Origin of the sequence: Streptomyces sp. NPDC001594 (genome assembly GCF_042893675.1) — a bacterium.
GTDB lineage: Bacteria > Actinomycetota > Actinomycetes > Streptomycetales > Streptomycetaceae > Streptomyces.
This window is the reverse complement of the sequence record NZ_JBIAVB010000020.1, coordinates 140,494-162,745: the sequence shown is the minus strand read 5'-3', so window position 1 is coordinate 162,745 and position 22,252 is coordinate 140,494. Positions and strand designations below refer to the sequence as shown.

Here is a 22,252-nt window from a genome sequence, read left to right as displayed (position 1 = left end):
TACTGCAGGGGGGACCCTGTGGGAGAGTAGGACGCCGCCGAACAATCATTGTGGGAAAGCCCCGCACCAGTCATGGTGCGGGGCTTTTCTGCGTTCACGGGCCGATCGTGGACTCCTGTAGGGTCAGGGGAGCATAGATTCGACATTTCTACAGTCACAGTGGAGGCCCCCGGGTGGAGGTCCAGGAGACTCGGGTCCAGACTGACCGAATTTTCACCATTCCGAACATCCTGAGCATGGCCCGTCTCGTGGGCGTGCCGCTGTTCCTCTGGCTCATCCTCGCGAAGCACGACGGCTGGGCCCTGCTCGTGCTCATGCTGAGCGGCGTCAGTGACTACCTCGACGGGAAACTCGCGCGGCGCTGGAACCAGGTCAGCAAACTGGGCCGGCTCCTGGACCCCGCCGCCGACCGGCTCTACGTCCTGACCACGCTCTTCGGGCTCACCTACCGGGGGATCCTGCCGCTGTGGCTCACCGCCGCGCTGCTGGCCCGCGAGGCAATGCTGCTGGTCATGGTGTGGATCCTGCGCCGGCACGGCTATCCGCCGCCCCAGGTCAACTTCCTCGGCAAGGCCGCCACCTTCAACCTGATGTACGCCTTCCCTCTGCTCCTGCTCAGTGACGGTACGGGGTGGTTGAGCTGGATGGCGTCCGTTTTCGGATGGGCGTTCGCAGGTTGGGGTACAACGCTCTATTGGTGGGCAGGAATCCTTTACGTGGTGCAAGTCCGCCGTCTCGTGAAGGCGGACACCACGGCCGATTGAGCTCACTCGGCGCCGGTGCTGACGCGGAGGAGTAGCGGAGTTACCGTCCGGGGCGGGTGAGGTCGGCCAGACCGTCATCTCTCTAGGAGGACTCTTCCGACATGAAGGCCGTCGTGATGGCCGGTGGCGAAGGAACGCGGCTTCGCCCCATGACCTTAAGCATGCCCAAGCCGCTCCTGCCGGTGGCGAACCGGCCGATCATGGAGCATGTGCTCAGGCTGCTCAAGCGGCATGGGCTCAGCGAGACCGTGGTGACCGTTCAGTTCCTGGCGTCACTCGTCAAGAACTACTTCGGTGACGGCGAGGAGCTCGGTATGGAGCTGACCTACGCCAACGAGGAGAAGCCACTCGGCACCGCCGGCAGCGTGAAGAACGCCGAGGAGGCCCTCAAGGACGACACGTTCCTGGTCATCTCCGGCGACGCGCTCACCGACTTCGACCTCACCGACCTCATCAACTTCCACAAGGAGAAGGGCGCACTGGTCACGGTGTGCCTCACCCGGGTGCCGAACCCTCTGGAATTCGGCATCACCATCGTGGACGAAGAGGGCAAGGTCGAGCGCTTCCTCGAGAAGCCGACCTGGGGGCAGGTGTTCTCGGACACCATCAACACCGGCATCTACGTCATGGAGCCGGAGATCTTCGACTACGTCGACCCCGACGTCTCGGTCGACTGGTCCGGCGACGTCTTCCCGAAGCTGATGAAGGAAGGCCGGCCGATCTACGGCTACGTCGCCGAGGGCTACTGGGAGGACGTGGGTACCCACGAGAGCTACGTCAAGGCCCAGGCCGACGTCCTGGAGGGCAAGGTCCAGGTCGACATGGACGGCTTCGAGATCTCGCCCGGGGTGTGGGTCGCCGAAGGCGCCGAGGTGAGCCCGGACGCCGTCCTGCGCGGCCCGCTGTACATCGGTGACTACGCCAAGGTCGAGGCCGGGGCGGAGATCCGCGAGCACACCGTCATCGGGTCGAACGTGGTCGTCAAGAGCGGGGCCTTCCTGCACAAGGCCGTCGTCCACGACAACGTCTACATCGGGCCGCACAGCAACCTGCGCGGCTGCGTCATCGGCAAGAACACCGACATCATGCGGGCCGCCCGGATCGAGGACGGCGCGGTCATCGGTGACGAGTGCCTCGTCGGCGAGGAATCGATCGTCCAGGGCAACGTGCGGGTCTACCCGTTCAAGACGATCGAGGCCGGCGCCTTCGTCAACACCTCGGTGATCTGGGAGTCCCGCGGGCAGGCCCACCTGTTCGGCGCGCGCGGCGTCTCCGGGATCCTCAACGTGGAGATCACCCCCGAGCTGGTGGTGAAGCTCGCCGGCGCCTACGCGACGACCCTCAAGAAGGGGGCGATCGTCACCACGGCCCGCGACCACTCCCGAGGCGCCCGCGCGCTCAAGCGCGCCGTGATCTCGGCGCTCCAGGCCAGCGCCATCGACGTGCGCGACCTGGAGAACGTACCGCTGCCCGTGGCCCGCCAGCAGACGGCCAGGGGCGCCGCGGGCGGGATCATGATCCGGACCTCGCCCGGCGTGCCGGACTCGGTGGACATCATGTTCCTCGACGAGCGGGGAGCGGACCTCTCGCAGGCGCAGCAGCGCAAGCTGGACCGCGTCTACGCACGTCAGGAGTACCGCCGGGCCTTCCCCGGGGAGATCGGCGACCTCCAGTTCCCGTCGAGCATCTTCGACTCGTACACCGGCTCCCTGCTGCGGCGGGTGGACACCACCGGGATCGCCGACTCCGGCCTCAAGGTGGTCGTGGACGCCTCCAACGGCAGCGCGGGGCTGGTCCTGCCCAGCCTGCTCGGGCGGCTCGGGGTGGACGCGCTGACGATCAACCCCGGCCTGGACGAGTCCCGGCCCACCGAGACCACCGAGTCGCGGCGCGCCGGACTGGTCCGGCTCGGGGAGATCGTGGCCTCGGCCCGGGCGGCGTTCGGCGTCCGCTTCGACCCCGTCGGCGAGCGGATCTCGCTCGTGGACGAGCGCGGCCGGATCATCGAGGACGACCGGGCGCTGCTGGTCCTGCTGGACCTCGTGGCGGCCGAGAAGCGCAGCGGCAAGGTGGCCCTGCCGGTGACCACGACCCGGGTCGCGGAGCAGGTGGCGGCGTACCACGGCACCCAGGTGGAGTGGACGACGACCTCGCCCGACGACCTGACCCGGGTGGGCCGCGAGGAGACCACGATCTTCGGCGGCGACGGCCGGGGCGGGTTCATCGTCCCGGAGTTCAGCAGCGTCTTCGACGGATCGGCGGCCTTCGTCCAGCTCATCGGGTTGGTCGCGCGCACGCAGCTCACGCTCAGCCAGATCGACTCCCGCATCCCGCGGGCGCACGTCCTCAAGCGGGACGTGCCCACCCCGTGGGCGGCCAAGGGTCTCGTGATGCGGCGGGTCGTGGAAGCGGCCGGGGAGCGGCAGGTGGACACCACCGACGGCGTGCGCGTGGTCGAGGCCGACGGCCGGTGGGCGCTGGTCCTGCCGGACCCGGCGGAGGCCGTGACGCACCTGTGGGCCGAGGGCCCCGACGACGCGTCCGCGCAGGCCCTGCTGGACGAGTGGGCCGCCGTGGTCGACGGAGCCGGCCAGCACTGACCGGAATCCCGCCCGTACGCGCGTGCGGAGCGGGACAGGAGTACGGCGGGCCGGGCACGGGTGTCACCCGGCCCGGCCCGCCGGACGGCCGCATTCGGTGTGGGCGGCGCCGACATGCGACGATGTGCGGCATGTCGCAGCCGTCCAACAACCGGAGTTCGGCCACACCGTCCGCACGCCCGGACGCGTCCATGTCGCTGCTGACCCACGTGATGGACCACAGCCTCGACGAGGGCTATGCGGAAGCCTCGGCGCGGCGCGAGGCGGAGGGTACGGCGGGGCTGCCGCGCACGCTCAGGGCCAAGCTGGCCCTCGCCGCCGGGCTGGTGCTCGCGGCCCTGGTCGTCACGCTGGGCGCGGCGCAGGCGCGGGCCACGGCGCCGGTGCTGGCCAAGGAGCGCCAGGAGCTGATCGACCGGGTCGAGCGGGCCGACCGGCACGCGGACACCCTGGAGCGCGACATCGAACGGCTGCGGAGCGAGGTCGCCGACCGCCAGAGCGAGGCGCTCAAGCAGCAGGGCGGGCAGCAGGCCCGGCTCGTGGCGTTGCTGGCGGGTGCAACCGAGGTGCACGGTCCTGGCGTCAAGCTTGTGGTGGACGATGCCAAGGGGACCTCGTCGGGCGGCGGAGGCGGCCCGCGCGAGAGCGCCGGGTTCTCCGACACGGGGCGGGTCCGGGACCGTGACATGCAGCGGATCGTCAACGGCCTCTGGCAGTCCGGCGCGGAGGCCGTCTCGATCAACGGGCAGCGGCTCACGGCGCTGTCGGCGATCCGGGCGGCCGGTGACGCGATACTGGTCGACAACAGGCCACTGGTGCCGCCGTACGAGGTCCTCGCGATCGGGGACGGGAAACGGCTCGGCACCACGTTCCAGGACTCCGTGGACGGGCAGTACCTGCACGTGCTGCAGGAGAGCTACGGGATCCGCTACAGCCTGGCCCCGGTGGCCGAGGTGAAGCTGCCGGCCGCGTCGAGTCTCACCGTGCGGACGGCCACTGCAGAAGAGCCGAAGAAGGGTGCGTCGTGATCGCGGTACTGGGCCTCCTGGCGGGAGTGGTGGTCGGACTTCTCGTCCGCCCCGAAGTGCCGGCCGTGGTGGAGCCTTATCTGCCGATCGCCGTCGTGGCGGCCCTGGACGCGGTGTTCGGCGGTCTGCGCGCGATGCTGGACGGGATCTTCGTGGACAAGGTCTTCGTGGTGTCGTTCCTGTCGAACGTGGTCGTCGCCGCGCTGATCGTCTTCCTCGGCGACAAGCTGGGCGTCGGCTCGCAGCTGTCGACCGGTGTGGTCGTCGTCCTCGGCATCCGGATCTTCTCCAACGCGGCCGCCATCCGCCGGCACGTGTTCCGGGCGTGAGGCCGATGAGCACGGACAACGCCCCGCAGGGGGAGCCCGGACCGGAGCGGGAGCCGGTGCAGCGGCCGGAGCCGCAGCAGACGGGCCGACAGCGCCTGGCGGCCGGGCTGTGGCCGCCGAGGTTCAGCCGGGCCCAACTGATCGTCGCGCTGCTGCTCTTCGTCCTCGGCCTCGGGCTCGCCATCCAGGTGCGCTCCAACAGCGACTCCAGCGCGCCGCTGCGCGGTGCCCGCCAGGAGGACCTCGTGCGGATCCTCGACGAGCTGGACGGGCGGACCAAGCGGCTGGAGGACGAGAAGCAGAAGCTGGACGACCAGCGCAAGGAGCTGCAGAGCAGTTCCAACCAGGCCGAGGAGGCCCGCAAGCAGACGCTGGAGCGGGAGCGCCAACTGGGCATCCTGGCCGGTACCGTGGCCGCACAGGGCCCCGGCATCACGCTGAGGATCACCGACGCCAAGGGCCAGGTGCGCTCCGACCAGCTGCTGGACACCCTTCAGGAGCTGCGGGCGGCCGGGGCCGAGGCGATCCAGATCAACGGCGTGCGCGTGGTGGCGGGCTCGTACTTCTCGGACGAGGGCGGCGGAGTGGCGATCGACGGTAAGAAGATCACACAGCCCTATGAGTTCAGGGTCATCGGCAAGCCGCAGGATCTGGAGCCGGCGCTCAACATTCCGGGCGGCGTCGTCCAGACCATGGAGAAGGAACAGGCCACGGTCGCCGTCACACGGTCGGCGAAGATCGTTGTGGATGCCTTGCGGGCTGCGAAGCAGCCTGACTACGCTCGGTCGTCATCGCCGTGAGACGGGGCGGCACGAGGACGGTCCCACGCGGGCTGACGCCTGCGGGGGGTCGACGCACAGAAGTCGCGGTGCGTGGTGGAAACTGTCTGGTGGTTACGGACGTTGTCAGAATGTCCGGGTCGGCAGGTGTGTGTATGAGGAGTTCGTCCTGCCCCACGGGCGGGTCTGTTTCGGTCAAGGGGAATCGCCCGTGAAGTTGTTTGAGAAGTTGTTCGGCAAGAAGAACCGCGAGGAAAGCGGTACGGCACGCCACCGTGCGGGCCACGGCGAGGGGGAGGGCCAGGGCGAGCGGCCGCTCTTCCGTGACGAGGTGGCCGGCCAGGGGCCCGGTACCGGGGCGCACGGTGCCCCGTCCGGTGACCCCTCTGCTGCGGGGCGCATAGGTTTCGGAGACCCGGCAGCCCCGAACGCGGGTGGCGGGTACGCCCCCGACCCGTACGCCACCAACGCCTCCGCGGGGCAGCCGCGGCGCGAGGAGCCGTCCATGTCGGCCGAGCAGACGTGCGGCAGGTGCGGGCAGCGCAGCAATGCGGCGAGCCGTTTCTGCTCCAACTGCGGTGCGCCGCTGCGCCCGGGCCTGACGCCCGAGCGCGCCTCGGAGACCACGTCCACCATCTCGATCTCGGGCCTCGAGGCCTACGAGGCCGAGGCGACCGGACAGCACGTCGCGCCCTCGCTCTCGCCCGAGGCGCAGGCCGCGGTCGAGGCGCTGCCCCCCGGTTCCGCCCTGCTCATCGTGCGGCGCGGTCCCAACTCGGGCAGCCGTTTCCTGCTCGACGGCGAGCTGACCACGGCGGGCCGGCACCCGCAGAGCGACATCTTCCTGGACGACGTCACCGTCTCCCGGCTGCATGTCGAGTTCCGCCGGGGTCCGGAGGGCGGCTTCACCGTCGCCGACGTCGGCAGCCTCAACGGCACGTACGTGAACCGCGAGCCGATCGACTCCGTCGCCCTGCACAACGGCGACGAGGTGCAGATCGGCAAGTACCGGCTGGTCTTCTACGCCAGCCTGCGGGGCGTCTGACCCCCACCCCCGGAGAACCTCCGGGGGGACCTCCAGAGGGAAGGTCCCATGCTGCGCACCCCGACCGGCGGTGCCCCGAAGAAGGGCGCCGCCGGAACCGCCCGCTCGTCCGGGCAGCTGGTGAGCATCGGCCAGGTGCTCACGACGCTGCGTGACGAGTTCCCCGAAGTCACGATCTCGAAGATCCGGTTCCTGGAGGCGGAGGGGCTCGTCGAGCCCCGGCGCACTCCTTCCGGATACCGCAAGTTCAGTACCGGCGACGTGGAGCGGCTCGGGCGCATCCTGCGCCTCCAGCGTGACCACTACCTGCCGCTGAAGGTCATCCGCGAGCAGCTCGACGCGCTCGACCGGGGCGAGCAGGTCAGGATTCCGGCCCCGGCCGCGCACGGGGAGTCCGTGGAGGGCGACGCGCGCGGCACCGGGTACGGGGAGGCGGGCGGGGAGCGGCCGGCCGCGGCCCGGGTCGGGCGGGCCGAGCTGATCGCCGCCGCCGAGGTGGACGAGGAGCAGCTCGCCGAGTGGGAGGCCTACGGGCTCCTCTCGGAGGAGGCGGGCGGCGGCTTCGACGCCGAGGCGGTGGCCGTGGCCCGCTTGATCGCCGATCTCGGCCGGTTCGGGCTCGAACCGCGCCACCTGCGGGCCATGAAGGCCGCCGCCGACCGGGAGGCCGGTCTGGTGGAACAGGTGGTCGCCCCGCTGCGCCGCCACCGCAATCCGCAGACCAGGGCGCATGCCGAGGCCACGATGAAGGAGCTCGCGGGCCTCTCCGTACGGCTGCACGAGGCCTTCGTGCAGAGCGCCCTCGGGGTGCGGCTGCACTGAACGCGCACGCCGCGAGCGGGCCCCGACTACCCAAACCTGCCGGGCAGGTCCTAGGGTTGCTGTGTGAACGAGCTCGACGTTGTGGGTGTCCGGGTGGAAATGCCCTCCAACCAGCCGATCGTGCTCCTGCGTGAAGTGGGAGGCGACCGGTACCTCCCCATTTGGATCGGTCCTGGGGAGGCGACCGCCATTGCCTTCGCGCAGCAGGGGATGGCACCTGCCAGACCGCTGACGCACGACCTGTTCAAGGACGTGCTGGAGGCGGTCGGCGAGGAGCTGACCGAGGTCCGGATCACGGATCTGCGGGAGGGCGTCTTCTACGCGGAGCTGGTCTTCGCCAGCGGTGTCGAGGTGAGCGCGCGGCCTTCCGACGCCATAGCGCTGGCCCTGCGGACGGGGACGCCGATCTACGGCAGTGACGGTGTGCTGGACGACGCCGGGATCGCCATCCCCGACGAGCAGGAGGACGAGGTGGAGAAGTTCCGCGAGTTCCTCGACCAGATCTCCCCCGAGGACTTCGGCACGGGCCCGCAGTAGGGCCGGACGCCGTCCCGGCGAGGGCAGCGTCGTCCACCGGGAAGCAGCAGCCCATTCGAGTAGCCTTTCCCGGCTATGGGGTACGGGAAACCACTCTCAGGGTGATTATCACTCGGCGTGCCGAGTGTGGCGATCGTTGACGCACCCCTGGTCACTGCCTACCTTCGAGGGGGCAGGTCAAGGACGGAGGGTCGGCGTGAGGATCACGGGCGACGGTACGACCGGGGGAGTCCCCGTACGGAGTGACGGTGGACCGTCCCCGCTGCTCGGCGGCGGGGCGGGTTCGGCGCACCGTCAGCCGGGGTCGAAACCGGTCGGACCGGTGAACGACTCGCAGGCCCCCGAGCAGATCGGCTACCGCGGACCGACGGCGTGCGCCGCCGCGGGGATCACCTACCGGCAGCTGGACTACTGGGCGCGCACCGGGCTGGTGGAGCCCAGCGTGCGGCCCGCCTACGGGTCGGGCACCCAGCGGCTCTACAGCTTCCGGGACGTCGTCGTCCTCAAGATCGTCAAGCGCTTCCTCGACACGGGCGTGGCCCTGCAGAACATCCGCACCGCCGTACAGCACCTGCGGGGCCGGGGCTTCTCGGACCTGGAGCGGATGACGCTGATGAGCGACGGCGCGACCGTGTACGAGTGCACCTCCCCCGACCAGGTGGTGAGCCTGCTCCAGGGCGGCCAGGGGGTCTTCGGCATCGCGGTGGGCGTGGTCTGGCGGGACGTCGAGAACGCCCTGTCGCAGCTGCACGGGGAGCGCGTGGACACGGGCGAGACCGTGGTCGGCCACAACCCGGCCGACGAGCTCGCCGCCCGCCGGAACCGGGCCGGCTGACGCGGGGGCCCGCCGCGGCGGCCTCGCGGCCCCGGGGGCGGGACCACGCCGGATCACCGTCTTGTCAGTGGCATGCGGCAGCATCGGTGCTGTGAGAACCGCGCCGACCATCCTGCACCTGGACATGGACGCCTTCTACGCCTCCGTGGAGCAGGCGTCGAAGCCCAGTCTGCGCGGGAAGGCCGTGATCGTGGGCGGGCTCGGCCCGCGCGGGGTGGTGGCCACCGCCTCCTACGAGGCCCGGCGCTTCGGGGTGCACTCGGCGATGCCGACGGCCCAGGCCCGCCGGCTCTGTCCCAACGGCGCCTACCTGATCCCCCGCTTCCTGCTCTACCGCGAGGTCAGCGAGATCGTCATGGGCCTGCTGCGGGAGCTGTCGCCGCTGGTGGAGCCGCTCAGCCTGGACGAGGCCTTCGTGGACCTGGAGGCGGGCGGCAGGGCCTTCGACTCCGCGGGCGCCCGGGCCACCGGGGAGCGGCTGCGGGCCGACATCACCGCGGCGACGGGGCTCAGCGGTTCGGTGGGTCTGGCCGGCTCGAAGATGCTGGCCAAGGTGGCTTCCGAGGAGGCCAAGCCGGACGGGCTGCTGCTGATCGAGCCCGGGACCGAGCGCGAGCTCCTCGCCCCCATGTCGGTGCGGACCCTCCCCGGGGTGGGGCCGGCCACCGGGGAGCACCTGCGCCGGGCCGGCATCACCACCGTGGGGGAGCTGGCCGAGGCCGGTGAGGACGAGCTGGTCCGGATGGTGGGCCGGGCGCACGGGGTCGGTCTGTACCGCATGGCGCTGGGCCTGGACGACCGGCCGGTGGTCGCGGAGCGGGACGCGAAGTCGGTGTCGGTGGAGGACACCTTCGACGTGGACCTCCACGACCGGGTGCGGATCCGCTTCGAGGTGCAGCGGCTCGCCGACCGCTGCGTGGGCCGGCTGCGGGCCTCGGGGCACTCGGGGCGGACCATCGTGCTGAAGGTGCGCCGCTACGACTTCTCCACCCTGACCCGCTCCGAGACCCTGCGCGGGCCCACGGACGATCCGGCGGTGGTGCGGGAGGCGGCCGCGCGGCTGCTGGAGGGCGTGGACACCACCGGCGGGGTGCGGCTGCTGGGGGTGGGCGTGACGGGGCTCGCGGACTACACCCAGGAGGACCTGTTCGCCCAGGCGCTCGGCGCCGCGGCCCAGGAGGCGGAGGCCGCCCCGGCGGAGGGGGGCGTGGAGGCGGATGAGGCCGACGGGGTCGCAGGGGCTCCAGGGGCCGCCGAGACGGCCGCGGTACCGGGGGAGGACCCGGCGCGGGCAGCCGCGCGCCACTGGCCCGCGGGGAGCGACGTGCGGCATGCGCTGTACGGGCCCGGGTGGGTGCAGGGCAGCGGGGTCGGGCGGGTCACCGTGCGCTTCGAGCAGCCCGGATCGCCGCCCGGCCGGGTCCGCACCTTCCTGGTGGACGACCCCGATCTGGCCCCCTCCGACCCGCTGCCCCTGGTGGGGCCGGCCCAGGGCGTGTCCTAGTGGTTCTCCGGCGGGGGGAGGTGGAAGTCGCCGGGGAGGGAGACGTCCAGGCCGTAGTGGTGGTAGAGCTTGAGCTCCTGCTCGGGGGAGAGGTGGCGGCCCACGCCGAAGTCGGGGGCTTCTTTGATCAGGGAGCGGTCGAACGGGACGCGCAGGACCTCGCCGTCCACCTCGCTCGGCTCCAGCGGGACGAATGCGTCCCGGCCGAACAGACCGGTACGGACGGCCGCCCACTCCGGGACGCCGGTGGCGTCGTCCAGGTAGACCTCGTCCACGGTGCCGATCTTGGCCCCGTTCCGGTCGAACGCCTTGCGGCCGATCAGGCTGCGCGGATCGATGTCGGTCTGCACGGTCCCTCCACGTGGTCGCAGTCATCCGTAATGACTACAAAAGTGCATATCCGGATAGGGGGCCACTCGAGGGAGGGTCCAGATCCTCGCTGGTAGGCTGGGTGACGGCTGTTGACCCTGTGCGGGAGAGTCCTCCGAGTGAGCTCGACGGAGGCGCCGAAGGAGCAAATCCTCCCCGGAATCTCTCAGGCATACGTACCGCACGCGACGAGGCCACTCTGGAAAGCAGGAGCGGGTCCGGGCGCGCAGTGCCGGTCCCACTCCTCACCGACGGTGAAAGCCGGACGACGGGCGACCCCCGAGACTCCGGTGAAGCTCTCAGGTTGAGATGACAGAGGGGGAGGCCGTCCGGGTGCCCGCGCCGTGGTGCCCCTCGCAGGTCATACGACCAGGAGGCCTCCGTAATGACCGCCAACCGCATTCCGCTCTCCCAGCTCGAGCGGGGCATCCCCTTCGAGCAGCGTCACATCGGCCCGGATGCCGAGGCGCAGGCGAAGATGCTCGCCCAGGTGGGCTACGGCTCCCTCGACGAACTGACCGCCGCCGCGGTGCCGGATGTGATCAAGACCGCCGAGGCGCTGAACCTGCCCGAGGCGCGGACCGAGGCCGAGGTGCTCGCAGAGCTGCGCTCGCTCGCCGACCGCAACCAGGTCCTGTCCTCGATGATCGGCCTCGGCTACTACGGGACGTTCACGCCGCCGGTGATCCTGCGCAACGTCATGGAGAACCCGGCCTGGTACACGGCCTACACCCCGTACCAGCCGGAGATCTCGCAGGGCCGCCTCGAGGCGCTGCTGAACTTCCAGACCGTCGTCGCCGAGCTGACCGGCCTGCCGACCTCCGGTGCCTCCCTGCTCGACGAGGGCACCGCCGCCGCCGAGGCCATGACGCTGGCCCGCCGCGTGGGCAAGGCCAAGGGCAACGTCTTCCTCGTGGACGCCGACGCCCTGCCGCAGACCATCGCCGTGATCGAGACGCGCGCCGAGCCGATCGGCATCGAGGTCGTCGTCGCGGACCTCTCCGAGGGCATCCCCGCCGAGATCGCCGAGCGCGGTGTCTACGGCGTGCTCCTGCAGTACCCGGGCGCCTCCGGCGCCGTGCGCGACATCAAGGCCGTCGTCGACCAGGCCCACGAGCTCGGTGCGATCGTCACCGTCTCCGCCGACCTGCTCGCGCTGACCCTGCTGACCTCCCCGGGCGCCCTCGGCGCGGACATCGCGGTCGGCACCACCCAGCGCTTCGGCGTCCCGATGGGCTTCGGCGGCCCGCACGCCGGCTACATGGCCGTCCAGGCCAAGCACGCCCGCTCGCTGCCCGGCCGCCTCGTCGGCGTCTCCGTGGACGCGGACGGCAACAAGGCCTACCGCCTGGCCCTGCAGACCCGCGAGCAGCACATCCGCCGCGAGAAGGCCACCAGCAACATCTGCACCGCGCAGGTCCTGCTCGCCGTCATGGCCGGCATGTACGCCGTCTACCACGGCCCGGACGGCCTGAAGACGATCGCCCGCCGCACCCACCGCTACGCCGCGCTGCTGGCCGCGGGCCTGCGGGCCGGCGGGGTCGAGCTGGTGCACGGCTCCTTCTTCGACACCGTCACCGCCCGGGTGCCCGGCAAGGCCGCCGAGGTCGTCGCCGCCGCCCGCGAGGGCGGGGTCAACCTCCACCAGGCCGACGCCGACCACGTCTCGATCTCCTGCGACGAGACCACCCTGCGCGCCGACCTCGAGGCCGTCTGGGCCGCCTTCGGCGTCTCCGCCGACATCGAGGCCCTGGACGCCGGCACCGAGGACGCGCTGCCCGAGGCCCTGCTGCGCTCGGACGCGTACCTGACCCACCCGGTCTTCCACCAGCACCGCTCCGAGACCGCGATGCTGCGCTACCTGCGCAAGCTCTCGGACAAGGACTACGCGCTGGACCGCGGCATGATCCCGCTGGGCTCCTGCACCATGAAGCTGAACGCGACCACCGAGATGGAGCCGGTCACCTGGCCCGAGTTCGGCCAGATGCACCCCTTCGCCCCGGTCGAGCAGGCGGGCGGTTACCTCACGCTCATCAGCGAGCTGGAGGAACGTCTCTGCGAGGTCACCGGCTACGACAAGGTCTCCATCCAGCCGAACGCCGGCTCCCAGGGCGAGCTCGCCGGCCTGTTGGCCGTGCGCGCCTACCACCGCGCGAACGGCGACGAGCAGCGCACCGTCTGTCTCATCCCCTCCTCCGCGCACGGCACCAACGCCGCGAGCGCCGTGATGGCCGGCATGAAGGTCGTCGTCGTCAAGACCGCCGACGACGGCGAGGTGGACGCCGACGACCTGCGCGCCAAGATCGAGCAGTACCGCGACGAGCTGGCCGTCCTCATGATCACCTACCCGTCGACGCACGGGGTGTTCGAGGAGCACGTCGCCGACATCTGCGCCCAGGTGCACGAGGCGGGCGGCCAGGTCTACGTGGACGGCGCCAACCTGAACGCCCTGGTGGGCCTGGCCAAGCCGGGTCACTTCGGCGGTGACGTCTCGCACCTGAACCTGCACAAGACCTTCTGCATCCCGCACGGCGGCGGCGGCCCGGGCGTCGGCCCGGTCGGCGTCCGGGCGCACCTGGCCCCGTACCTGCCGAACCACCCGCTCCAGCCGACCGCCGGCCCGGAGACGGGCGTCGGCCCGATCTCGGCCGCGCCGTGGGGCTCGGCGGGCATCCTGCCGATCTCCTGGTCGTACGTGCGCCTGATGGGCGGCGAGGGCCTCAAGCGCGCCACGCAGGTGGCCGTCCTGGGCGCCAACTACATCGCCAAGCGCCTGGAGCCGCACTACCCGGTGCTGTACACCGGCCCGGGCGACCTGGTCGCGCACGAGTGCATCATCGACCTGCGCCCGCTGTCGAAGGAGACCGGTGTCAGCGTCGACGACATCGCCAAGCGCCTGATCGACTACGGCTTCCACGCCCCGACCATGTCCTTCCCGGTCGCCGGCACGCTCATGATCGAGCCGACGGAGTCCGAGGACCTCGCCGAGATCGACCGTTTCTGCGACGCGATGATCGCCATCCGCGCCGAGATCGAGCGGGTCGCGGGCGGCGAGTGGCCGGCGGACGACAACCCGCTGGCGAACGCCCCGCACACGGCGGCGTCCCTGGGCGGCGAGTGGAACCACCCGTACACCCGTGACGAGGCGGTCTTCCCCGGTGGTGTCTCCGCCGCCGAGAAGTACTGGCCGCCGGTGCGCCGGATCGACGGCGCCTTCGGCGACCGCAACCTGGTGTGCTCCTGCCCGCCGCTGGACGAGTACGACAACTGAGCCCTGACCGGCTGAAGGGGCCGGCCCCGGAGCGTTCGCTCCGGGGCCGGCCCCTTCTCGTGTCCGTGCGCCGTGCCTGCTCAGGCCGCCGCGAGCGGGCGGTGCGGAGCGATGATCTTGCCGTCCGGCAGCAGCTCACCGGTGTCCTCGAAGAGCAGGACGCCGTTGCACAGCAGGCTCCAGCCCTGTTCCGGGTGGTTGGCCACCGGGCGCGCGGCCTCCCGGTCGGCGGACTCTGATGACGGGCAGGCAGGCTGGTGCTGGCACATGGATGCGTTCTTTCGCTGCGGTGTGGTCTGTTCGCGGGTCTGTTCGCTACGGCTCGATGCGTGATTCATGGCCGTCCCCCTGGGTCGTCCCCGCACCTGCGGGGAGGATGGTCCTCAGTCTTCCCCCATGACGGCTGCTTCGCAGGGATTTCACGGCAGCAGTCCTCATGGATTGAGGACGCATCACTCGTGCGGGCGGTTCAAGCCAACTGCCCTGTCCTTTCGGATGGTTCGCAGCTGACCCCGGAGGACTAGGCCGAATGGGTCAGGTGGGTCAGGCCGCCGGGGCCGCCAGGGTGGGCGGCAGGGGCGGGGCCGCCGGCGCCAGCCGGTGGGTCAGCACGGGCAGCAGCTCCGAGACGGGATGCGGCCGGTAGGGGGCGATCCCGGGCGGGGCCGGGGCCAGCGGCACGAGCAGGTCGGAGGCGGCGGGCAGGCCGGCGGCGGCGTCGGCGCCGACCGCCCCGTGCAGCCACAGGGTCAGCATGTACAGCTCCGGTACGGACAGCAGGCGGGGCTGGTACCCCTTGCCGAGCTGCTCCGCCTGGCGCAGGGCGCGCTCGGTGGCGGCGACGTAGGGGCCCTCGAAGAAGTGCGAGAAGGCCCAGCCGTCGGGGGTGAGCCGCGTGTCGGCCGCCGCCACGAAGCGGTCGCCGCTGCGGATCAGGAACCGCCATCCGGTCAGGCGGGTTCGGGGCGGCCTGCCGTCGGCCGCGCGGCCGGACATGCTCAGCCGGTCGAGCACGTGCACCGGCAGGGGGAGCTCGGCGGTCATCGGACCCTGGACCGCGCGCAGGGCGGGGGTGTGTGCCTCGTGGACGGCGGTGGGAGAACCGAGTGCCGCGAGAACGCTGCGCAGGGCGGGCGCGGGAGCCGGGGGGACATGCAGCGGCATGGTGGGTCGCCTCTCACTTGGGAGACCTGTGGTGCAGGGGAAGGTGCGGACGGCGCTGTCGCATTCTGGGGTCAGAGGTGGGCATTGGGGCAATGGCCGCGCGCCAACTCTCTGCCTCGTTTGCGGAGTTTATACGACATGTGTTCACACAGTGTTTCGGCTAGCTGTCCCGCCTATTGTCGACAAGGCGCTTACCGGACCCGCTGTCATGGTATTCATGCCGCTCGCGCGTGAAGAACCCGCGCTGACCTCGGAGGTTACCGGAAGGGTGCTCGGCTGGAAAGTGCCGCCAATCATGAACGGGCAAAACCCATGCGGAATTTGCATACCCCGGGTTGCCAGGTGAATGTGCCGGAGCGCCCATCCGGCCACACCGGCGCGCGCTCCGCGCCAAGCCGCGCCCCGCGGCGTTATCGATCACAGGCCCTGGGCACAATCGACCGTAACGTGCGCCCGGGTGTCCCGGGCCGGGCCCGCTCGAGGAGGGACGCTTCGATGGGGGAGAAGGTCGTGGCAGGCGGATTCGACCTGTCCGATCGGCATCGGTATCGGAGGAAGCTTCACGAGTGCCTGGAGGGACTGGAGCGGCTCCTGGCGGAGAAGAGGTTCGACCGCCCCAAGAACATGATGGGGCTGGAGATCGAGCTGAATCTCGCGGGTGCCGACGGTTTGCCGCGCATGGTGAATGCGCAGGTACTGGAGCGGATAGCGAGCCCCGATTTCCAGACGGAACTCGGAATGTTCAACCTGGAGGTGAACGTACTCCCGCACCGGCTCGACGGCCGGGTATTCGACCGCCTCGCGGAGGAGCTGAGCGCGGGCCTGCACTACGCCCACCGGCAGGCCGCCGAGATCGACGCCGGGGTGGTGATGATCGGCATCCTGCCGACGCTCACCCGGGCCGACCTGGCCCTGGCCAACCTGTCCGCCGTCGACCGCTACTCGCTGCTCAACGAGCAGATCCTGATGATGCGCGGTGAGGACTTCCGGCTGGACATCGAGGGGGTCGAGCGGCTGACCTGGAGCACGGGGTCGATCGTGCCGGAGGCCGCCTGTACCTCCGTGCAGCTGCACCTCCAGGTCACCCCGGCCCGGTTCTCGGACGTGTGGAACGCCGCCCAGGCGGTGACCGCCGTACAGATAGCGGTGGGGGCGAACTCGCCGTTCCTGTTCGGGCGCGAGCTGTGGCGCGAGTCGCGGCCGCCGCTGTTCACCCAGGCCACCGACACCCGTCCGCCCGAGCTCCAGGCCCAGGGGGTGCGGCCGCGCACCTGGTTCGGGGAGCGGTGGGTGGACTCCGTGTACGAGCTCTTCGCCGAGAACGTCCGCTTCTTCCCGGCCCTGCTGCCCATCTGCGACGAGGAGGAGCCGCTGCGGGTGCTGGCCGAGGGCGGGGTGCCCAGCCTCCAGGAGCTGGTGCTGCACAACGGCACGGTCTACCGCTGGAACCGGCCCGTCTACGGGGTCGCGGACGGGATGCCGCACCTGCGGGTGGAGAACCGGGTGCTGCCCGCCGGGCCCACCGTCGCCGACGTCGTGGCCAACGCGGCCTTCTACTACGGACTGGTGCGCACCCTCGCGGACGAGCAGCGCCCCGTGTGGACCCGGATGTCCTTCGCGGAGGCGGAGGCCAACTTCGACGCCGCCTGCCGGTACGGGATCGACGCGCGGATCCGCTGGCCCCGCCGGGGGCGCTCGGGGGGACTGGTGAACGTGGCGGCGGCGCGGCTGGTGCTGGACGAGCTGCTGCCGATGGCGGCCGCCGGGCTGGACGCCTGGGGCATCGAGCCCGCCGACCGGGACCTGTACCTGGGGATCATCGAGGAGCGGTGCCGGCGCCGGGTGAACGGGGCGACCTGGCAGGTGGACACCTACCACCGCGCGCTCGCGGGCGGACTGGACCGCGACGCCGCCCTGGCGGCCACGACCCGCCGCTACAGCGAGCTGATGCACCGCGGGGACCCCGTGCACACCTGGCCGGTGGGGCCCGCGGGGCAGGAGGTGGAAGCACCCGCGGCCGCCCGCCGCTGACCCCCGCCGCCGCTCCCGGATCCGCCCCGGCCATGTCCCGGTGATCCCCCCTGGCCCCCGAGGGGGCAGTATGGGGTGGTCGGAGCGTGACGGACGGGGCAGGACGGGAGTCGGGCGTGCTAGCGGAGCCGGAGCCGGGGGTCGTGGAGCCGCGCGAGGACGGGCGGCGCGGTGTCCTGCGCACCGAGACGCTGCTCGTGCTCGCGCTGTCGCTGGGCGCGAGCGGGGTCTCGGCGCTGATCAGTTTCATCGGCTCGCTCACCAAGCCCGGCGGCCTCAAGGACCAGGCCGCCACCCTCAACGGCTCCTACGCCCCCGGGCGGCCCTGGCTGGACCTGGCCTGGCAGCTGTTCGGGATCGCCACCGCCCTGGTGCCCGTGCTGCTCGTCGCGCACCTGCTGACCCGTGAGGGCGCCCCCGGGCTGCGGGTGCTGGGCTTCGACCGGACCCGGCCCGGCCCGGACCTGGCCCGGGGCGCGCTGGTGGCCGCCGGGATCGGGAGCGCCGGGCTCGCCTTCTACCTGGCGGCCCGCGCCACCGGCTTCAACCTGACGGTGGTGCCCGAGGCGCTGCCCGACGTGTGGTGGAAGTTCCCGGTCCTGGTCCTCTCCGCGGTGCAGAACGCCGTGGTGGAGGAGGTCATCGTGCTGGCCTACCTGCTGCGCCGGCTCGACCGGCTCGGATGGTCGCCGACGGCCGCGCTGCTGGCCAGCTCCCTGCTGCGCGGCTCCTACCACCTCTACCAGGGCATCGGCGGGTTCCTCGGCAACGTGGTGATGGGCGTGGTCTTCGTCCTGGCCTACCGGCGCTGGGGCCGGGTGGGGCCGCTGGTCGTCGCGCACGCGCTGCTCGACATCGTGGCCTTCGGCGGGTACGCCCTGCTGGCCGGCAAGGTCGGCTGGCTGCCGACCCCCTAGCCTTTCGCCGTGTTCACGGCGAGGCGTGCAGCTCCCCGTCGATGACGGTGACCGCGTGGCCGGTCAGCAGCGTGCGCTCGCCCTTGAGGCGGACCCGGACCAGGCCCCGGCGCGCCCCGCCCTGCAGGCCGGTCATCTCGGTACGTCCCGTGCGGGCGGCCCAGAACGGGGCCAGGGCGGTGTGCGCGCTGCCCGTGACCGGGTCCTCGTCGATGCCGAGGGCGGGGAAGAAGCCGCGGCTGACGAAGTCGTAGCCGCGGGCGGGGTCCTCGGCGGGGGCCGTGACGATCACCCCGCGGCGGGAGTGGCCGCGCAGGGCCGCGAGATCGGGGGTGAGCTCCCGTACGGTCCGCTCGTCGGCCAGCTCCACCACCAGGTCGCCGATGTGCGCGGAGGTGTCGTGCACCGACTTCATCTCGGCGCCGAGCGCCCGGGCGATCTCCGGGTCGGGCTCGACCCCGGTGAGCGAGGAGGTGGGGAAGTCCATGGTGATCGTGCCGTCCTCGGCCACGTCGGCCGTCAGGAGGCCGCAGCGGGCGGTGAACCGGATCAGCCCCTCGGCCAGGCCGCTCGTGGCCAGGGCATGGGCGGTGGCGAGGGTGGCGTGGCCGCACATGTCGACCTCGGCGGCCGGGGTGAACCAGCGCAGCGCCCAGTCGGCGTCCCCGCCGGGCGGCAGCGGGTGGGCGAAGGCGGTCTCGGAGAGGTTGACCTCCGCGGCGACCTGCTGGAGCCACGCGTCCGGGGGGAAGGGGCCGTCGAGGAGGAGGACTCCGGCGGGGTTGCCGTGGAAGGGGCGGTCGGTGAAGGCGTCGATGATTCGCAGGCGCATGGGCCGACCGTAGGACGCCGCCTCGGACCCGCGCCAAGGCCAATCCGGGATGACTGGCCTTGGCGCGGGGGCGGCGGGGGTCAGGTCCGGGACAGGGCCTTGGTGGCGGACAGGAGGGGGACGAGGGTGAAGTTCCCGTCCCCGGCGCCGCAGGTGTAGCTGCTGTCGGCCGTGGCGGAGACCTTCGTGCCGGTGGTGAAGCGGCCGTCGCCGCTGGGGAGGAAGGTGGTGAAGTGGTCGGTGAGGCGGCTGGAGTAGTACTGGCACTGCTGGAGGTTGAGGTAGCGCCCGGCGGTCAGGTCCAGCGCCTTGACGGAGGACAGCAGGGGCACCAGGTAGTAGAGCCCGCGGCCGGGGCCGCAGGAGACCTGGGTGTCGGGGGTGTTCGAGACGTGGGTCCCGGCGCTCCATTCGCTGCCGCGGCCCGGGACGATCACGGTGAGGTGGTCGTGCTGGAGGTCGGAGTAGTAGACGCACTGGTGCAGGTTCAGGTAGCGGCCGGAGCCCAGGTCGAGCGATTCGAGGGCGGCCCAGGGGAGGACCGGGGTGTAGTTCCCGTCGCCGCCCCCGCAGGACAGGCTCCGGTCGGCCGTGGCCGAGGTGTTCGTACCCGTGGTGAACCGCCCGTCGAGGCTGGGCACGAGCATCGTCATGTAGTCGACCCCCGGGGTGGGGGCGTAGACGCACTGGTGCAGGTTGAGCGTGTTCCCCGCCGGAGGCGGTGCCTGCGCGGCGGTGGCGGTGGCCGCCGGGCCGTGCAGTACGGACAGCAGCGCGGCGGCGCCGGCCGCCGCGGCGAGCCACTTCCTGATCCGTCCCTGATGCCTCACGGATGTCCCCTTTCACTGTTTCCGGTGGATTCCCGTGGAATCGCCCGGCAAGAACAGCACGCACGGACGAGCGTCGACTAGCAGTTCCCTCGTCATTCCACCCCAAAGGGTGCAGGTGAGGAGCGGTGTTGCCGTGTTCACCCGGCGTTCGCTTGCGATAGTTTCCGATATATCGTTGACACGTCGCGATGGGTCAGCGATAGTGGAACGCGTCAAGGAAACCCAGTGAGACGAAAGGAGCGCAGTGATGCGTTCACACGGACAGCACGACCACGGACACGACCACGGACGGGGTCACGGCCACTGCGGGCCGGACCGTCGGGAGGAGTTCAGGGGGCGGCGCGCCGCCTTCGGGCCGTTCGGGCCCGGCTTCGGCGGCGGACCCTTCGGTGGAAGGGGCGGGCGCGGCGGCCCGCGCGGGCGGGCCCGGCGCGGCGACGTGCGCGCGTCCATCCTGGCGTTGCTCGCCGACCGGCCCATGCACGGCTACGAGATGATCCAAAAGATCGGCGAGCGCAGCGGCGGGGCGTGGAAGCCCAGCCCGGGCTCGGTCTACCCGACCCTTCAGCTGCTCGAGGACGAGGGGCTGATCAGCAGCGCGAGCGAGGGCGGCAAGAAGCTGTTCACGCTCACCGACACCGGCCGCACCGAGGCCGAGTCGGGCCCCGACGCCCCCTGGGCGGACGCCGGTCGCGGCTTCGACTTCGAGGCGATGCACGAGATCCGTGCCGCCGGCGTCGGTCTGATGGAAGCCTTCGGGCAGGTCTTCAAGACCGGCACGCCCGAGCAGCGGGAGAAGGCCCTCGCGGTGATCAACGACGCCCGCAAGAAGCTGTACCTGATCCTGGCCGACGAACACTGACCCGGCCGTATGCCGGTGCGCCCCGCGAGAGAGGGCTTTCGCGGGGCGCGCCGTCGTGTGCGGGCGGGGTCAGGCGACCAGGGCGGCGAGCCGGCGCAGCGACTCGTTGAGCGCGGCGGTGGCCGAGTCCTTGAGCTTGCCGGCCATGAGGGAGACGGCGGCGCCGGTGAACTCCCCGTCGATGCGGACCCTGGTGGCCGTGCCGTCGGGGGTCAGGGTGTACCGGGTCAGGACGGCGACCCCCATCGGGCCCTTGCCCGTGATGGCGAACAGGCGCTGGTCCTCCAGCTCCGAGACCGTCCAGAGGACCTCGGCGGGGAAGCCCATCATCTTCATGTTCTCGCTGAAGGTGGCGCCGACCGCGAGGGTCTCGGGGCCGCCCTTGGGGAAGTCGGTGTGGGTCATGCTCCACTGGCCGTACGCGCCCCAGTCGGTCAGCTGGGACCAGAGCTTCGCGGCGGGCGCCTCGATGCGTGATTCCGCGGTGACTTCAGCCATGCGTCCACCCCTTCTCGTCGGTACGTGCGGCGGAACGTAGTCCCGGGGGCCGGAACATTCAATACTGATGACCTGTCAGAAACCGGGGCCGCCGGACCGGCGCCGGGCCCCTCGGTATCGGGTGCGTCTCAACAGGTGTCACCCTGGTGACGGTCCTGACGCGCCCTGTCATGATGGCCCGATGCAAGCGTCAGGTAAGAACGCCGGACTGGGCCTCGCCCTCGTCTCGGCGTGTGCGTTCGGTGGTTCCGGCGTCGCGGCGAAGCCGCTGATCGAGGCGGGTCTCGACCCGCTCCACATGGTGTGGCTGCGGGTGGCGGGGGCGGCCCTGGTGCTCTCCCCGCTGGCCTGGCGGCACCGCGCCCTGGTGCGGCGGCGGCCCCTGCTGCTGGCCGGGTTCGGGCTGGTGGCCGTCGCGGGCGTGCAGGCCTTCTACTTCGCCTCCCTGTCGCGGATCCCGGTCGGCGTGGCGCTGCTCCTGGAGTACCTCGGCCCGGCGCTGCTGCTGGGCTGGATCCGGTTCGTGCAGCGCAAGCCGGTGACCCGGGCGGCCGCGGCCGGCGCGGCGGTGGCCGTGGCGGGGCTGGCCTGCGTGGTCGAGATCTGGGCCGGGCTCAGCCTGGACCCGCTCGGGGTGCTCCTCGGTCTCGCCGCCGCCTGCTGCCAGGCCTTCTACTTCGTCTTCGCCGACCAGGGCACCGACGGCGAGGACGTGCCCGACCCGATGGGCGTGATCGCGTACGGCATGATCGTCGGCGCCCTGGTGATGACCGTGCTGGCCCGCCCCTGGCAGATGGACTGGCAGGTGCTGGGCGGGGACGCGGCGCTCGGGGACCTGCGGGTGCCCGCCCTGGTGCTGCTCGGCTGGGTGGTGCTGGTCGCCACCGTGGCCGCGTACCTGACCGGCGTGGTCTCGGTGCGCATGCTCTCGCCGCAGGTCGCGGGTGTGGTGGCCAACCTGGAGGCCGTCGTGGCCACGGTGCTGGCCTGGGTGCTGCTGCGCGAGCACCTGTCGACCTGGCAGATGGTCGGCGGCGCCCTGGTGCTGGGCGGCGCCTTCATCGCGCAGTCCTCGCGGCCGGCCCCGGCGGTGGTGGGGGAATCCGTTCTGCCGGAGGTCGAGGCCCAGGGCGAGGTCGAGGTCGAGGCCGGGGCCGGCGCCGAGCCCGAGCGGGCCAGGGCGTAGGGCCGGTGGGCCCGGTCCGATCCGGAGCGCCCTGGTCCGGACGGCTGAC

General features: G+C 71.5%; 21 protein-coding genes and 1 riboswitch. Of the genes, 15 read left to right on the top strand and 6 right to left on the bottom strand.

From position 1 onward, the window contains the following. Window positions 1–173: 173 nt before the first annotated feature. The 10 genes from ACFY0O_RS32570 (at window position 174) to ACFY0O_RS32525 (ending at window position 10,243) form a co-directional block, all read left to right on the top strand. Window positions 174–764 (top strand): CDP-alcohol phosphatidyltransferase family protein, encoded by a 591-nt coding sequence (locus ACFY0O_RS32570; protein ID WP_388953410.1) that lies wholly within the window; start codon window positions 174–176, stop codon window positions 762–764. A 101-nt stretch (window positions 765–865) separates the two neighbouring features. Further along, window positions 866–3,364: a sugar phosphate nucleotidyltransferase gene (locus ACFY0O_RS32565; RefSeq protein ID WP_388953407.1), complete on the top strand. Its 2,499-nt coding sequence runs from the start codon at window positions 866–868 to the stop codon at window positions 3,362–3,364. 122 nt (window positions 3,365–3,486) lie between these two features. Then, a complete protein-coding gene (locus ACFY0O_RS32560; RefSeq protein WP_388953404.1) occupies window positions 3,487–4,392 on the top strand; it encodes a DUF881 domain-containing protein in 906 nt (301 codons plus the stop codon). Beyond that, a complete protein-coding gene (locus ACFY0O_RS32555) occupies window positions 4,389–4,721 on the top strand; it encodes a small basic family protein (RefSeq protein ID WP_007262894.1) in 333 nt (110 codons plus the stop codon). Before ACFY0O_RS32560 ends, ACFY0O_RS32555 begins: the two co-directional genes overlap by 4 nt. Before the next feature lie 5 nt (window positions 4,722–4,726). Continuing rightward, a complete protein-coding gene (locus tag ACFY0O_RS32550) occupies window positions 4,727–5,521 on the top strand; it encodes a DUF881 domain-containing protein (protein WP_388953401.1) in 795 nt (264 codons plus the stop codon). Window positions 5,522–5,603: 82 nt separating this feature from the next. Next, entirely contained in the window at window positions 5,604–6,545 is a 942-nt protein-coding gene (locus ACFY0O_RS32545) for an FHA domain-containing protein (protein ID WP_388953438.1), read from the top strand. A gap of 48 nt (window positions 6,546–6,593) precedes the next feature. After that, a complete protein-coding gene (locus ACFY0O_RS32540; protein WP_388953398.1) occupies window positions 6,594–7,367 on the top strand; it encodes a MerR family transcriptional regulator in 774 nt (257 codons plus the stop codon). A 63-nt stretch (window positions 7,368–7,430) separates the two neighbouring features. After that, on the top strand, window positions 7,431–7,904 hold the full coding sequence (locus ACFY0O_RS32535; RefSeq protein ID WP_007262890.1) for a bifunctional nuclease family protein: 474 nt from the start codon (window positions 7,431–7,433) through the stop codon (window positions 7,902–7,904). Window positions 7,905–8,100: 196 nt separating this feature from the next. Next, the gene (locus ACFY0O_RS32530; RefSeq protein ID WP_358899367.1) at window positions 8,101–8,739 is read left to right on the top strand and encodes a MerR family transcriptional regulator; all 639 of its coding nucleotides are present in this window, start codon (window positions 8,101–8,103) and stop codon (window positions 8,737–8,739) included. Window positions 8,740–8,830: 91 nt separating this feature from the next. Beyond that, the gene (locus tag ACFY0O_RS32525) at window positions 8,831–10,243 is read left to right on the top strand and encodes a DNA polymerase IV (protein ID WP_388953394.1); all 1,413 of its coding nucleotides are present in this window, start codon (window positions 8,831–8,833) and stop codon (window positions 10,241–10,243) included. Here ACFY0O_RS32525 and ACFY0O_RS32520 read toward each other — a convergent pair. Then, entirely contained in the window at window positions 10,240–10,593 is a 354-nt protein-coding gene (locus ACFY0O_RS32520) for a PRC-barrel domain-containing protein (protein ID WP_388953391.1), read from the bottom strand. The genes ACFY0O_RS32525 and ACFY0O_RS32520 overlap by 4 nt on opposite strands. A gap of 112 nt (window positions 10,594–10,705) precedes the next feature. Beyond that, window positions 10,706–10,804, top strand: a riboswitch (glycine riboswitch). A 193-nt stretch (window positions 10,805–10,997) separates the two neighbouring features. On the opposite strand from ACFY0O_RS32520, the gene gcvP reads away from it, so the two are divergent. Further along, complete coding sequence (gene gcvP / locus ACFY0O_RS32515) at window positions 10,998–13,883, top strand: aminomethyl-transferring glycine dehydrogenase (protein WP_388953388.1); 2,886 nt, start codon at window positions 10,998–11,000, stop codon at window positions 13,881–13,883. An 80-nt stretch (window positions 13,884–13,963) separates the two neighbouring features. On the opposite strand, the gene ACFY0O_RS32510 is transcribed toward gcvP, so the two are convergent. Together ACFY0O_RS32510 and ACFY0O_RS32505 are read right to left on the bottom strand one after the other, a co-directional pair. Further along, window positions 13,964–14,152 (bottom strand): DUF5999 family protein, encoded by a 189-nt coding sequence (locus ACFY0O_RS32510; RefSeq protein WP_042809437.1) that lies wholly within the window; start codon window positions 14,150–14,152, stop codon window positions 13,964–13,966. A gap of 274 nt (window positions 14,153–14,426) precedes the next feature. Continuing rightward, window positions 14,427–15,047 carry a hypothetical protein gene (locus ACFY0O_RS32505; protein WP_388953387.1) on the bottom strand — a complete coding sequence of 207 codons (621 nt, stop codon included), beginning with the start codon at window positions 15,045–15,047 and terminating at the stop codon, window positions 14,427–14,429. A 495-nt stretch (window positions 15,048–15,542) separates the two neighbouring features. Between ACFY0O_RS32505 and ACFY0O_RS32500 the strand changes: the two genes are divergently transcribed. Both ACFY0O_RS32500 and ACFY0O_RS32495 read left to right on the top strand, forming a co-directional pair. Further along, window positions 15,543–17,078 carry a glutamate-cysteine ligase family protein gene (locus ACFY0O_RS32500; RefSeq protein WP_388953384.1) on the top strand — a complete coding sequence of 512 codons (1,536 nt, stop codon included), beginning with the start codon at window positions 15,543–15,545 and terminating at the stop codon, window positions 17,076–17,078. 116 nt (window positions 17,079–17,194) lie between these two features. Continuing rightward, window positions 17,195–17,995, top strand: coding sequence for a CPBP family intramembrane glutamic endopeptidase (locus tag ACFY0O_RS32495; protein ID WP_388953382.1), 801 nt, complete (start codon window positions 17,195–17,197; stop codon window positions 17,993–17,995). A 13-nt stretch (window positions 17,996–18,008) separates the two neighbouring features. Here the strand turns inward: ACFY0O_RS32495 and ACFY0O_RS32490 are convergent, their stop codons facing one another. Further along, window positions 18,009–18,827 (bottom strand): PhzF family phenazine biosynthesis protein, encoded by an 819-nt coding sequence (locus tag ACFY0O_RS32490; protein ID WP_388953379.1) that lies wholly within the window; start codon window positions 18,825–18,827, stop codon window positions 18,009–18,011. Between the two features lie 80 nt (window positions 18,828–18,907). Beyond that, window positions 18,908–19,657: a hypothetical protein gene (locus ACFY0O_RS32485; protein ID WP_388953377.1), complete on the bottom strand. Its 750-nt coding sequence runs from the start codon at window positions 19,655–19,657 to the stop codon at window positions 18,908–18,910. 247 nt (window positions 19,658–19,904) lie between these two features. Between ACFY0O_RS32485 and ACFY0O_RS32480 the strand changes: the two genes are divergently transcribed. Further along, window positions 19,905–20,519, top strand: coding sequence for a PadR family transcriptional regulator (locus ACFY0O_RS32480; RefSeq protein WP_388953375.1), 615 nt, complete (start codon window positions 19,905–19,907; stop codon window positions 20,517–20,519). 69 nt (window positions 20,520–20,588) lie between these two features. Here the strand turns inward: ACFY0O_RS32480 and ACFY0O_RS32475 are convergent, their stop codons facing one another. Next, a complete protein-coding gene (locus ACFY0O_RS32475; RefSeq protein WP_388953372.1) occupies window positions 20,589–21,017 on the bottom strand; it encodes an SRPBCC family protein in 429 nt (142 codons plus the stop codon). 181 nt (window positions 21,018–21,198) lie between these two features. Between ACFY0O_RS32475 and ACFY0O_RS32470 the strand changes: the two genes are divergently transcribed. Further along, the gene (locus ACFY0O_RS32470; RefSeq protein ID WP_388953369.1) at window positions 21,199–22,203 is read left to right on the top strand and encodes a DMT family transporter; all 1,005 of its coding nucleotides are present in this window, start codon (window positions 21,199–21,201) and stop codon (window positions 22,201–22,203) included. Window positions 22,204–22,252 lie beyond the last annotated feature (49 nt).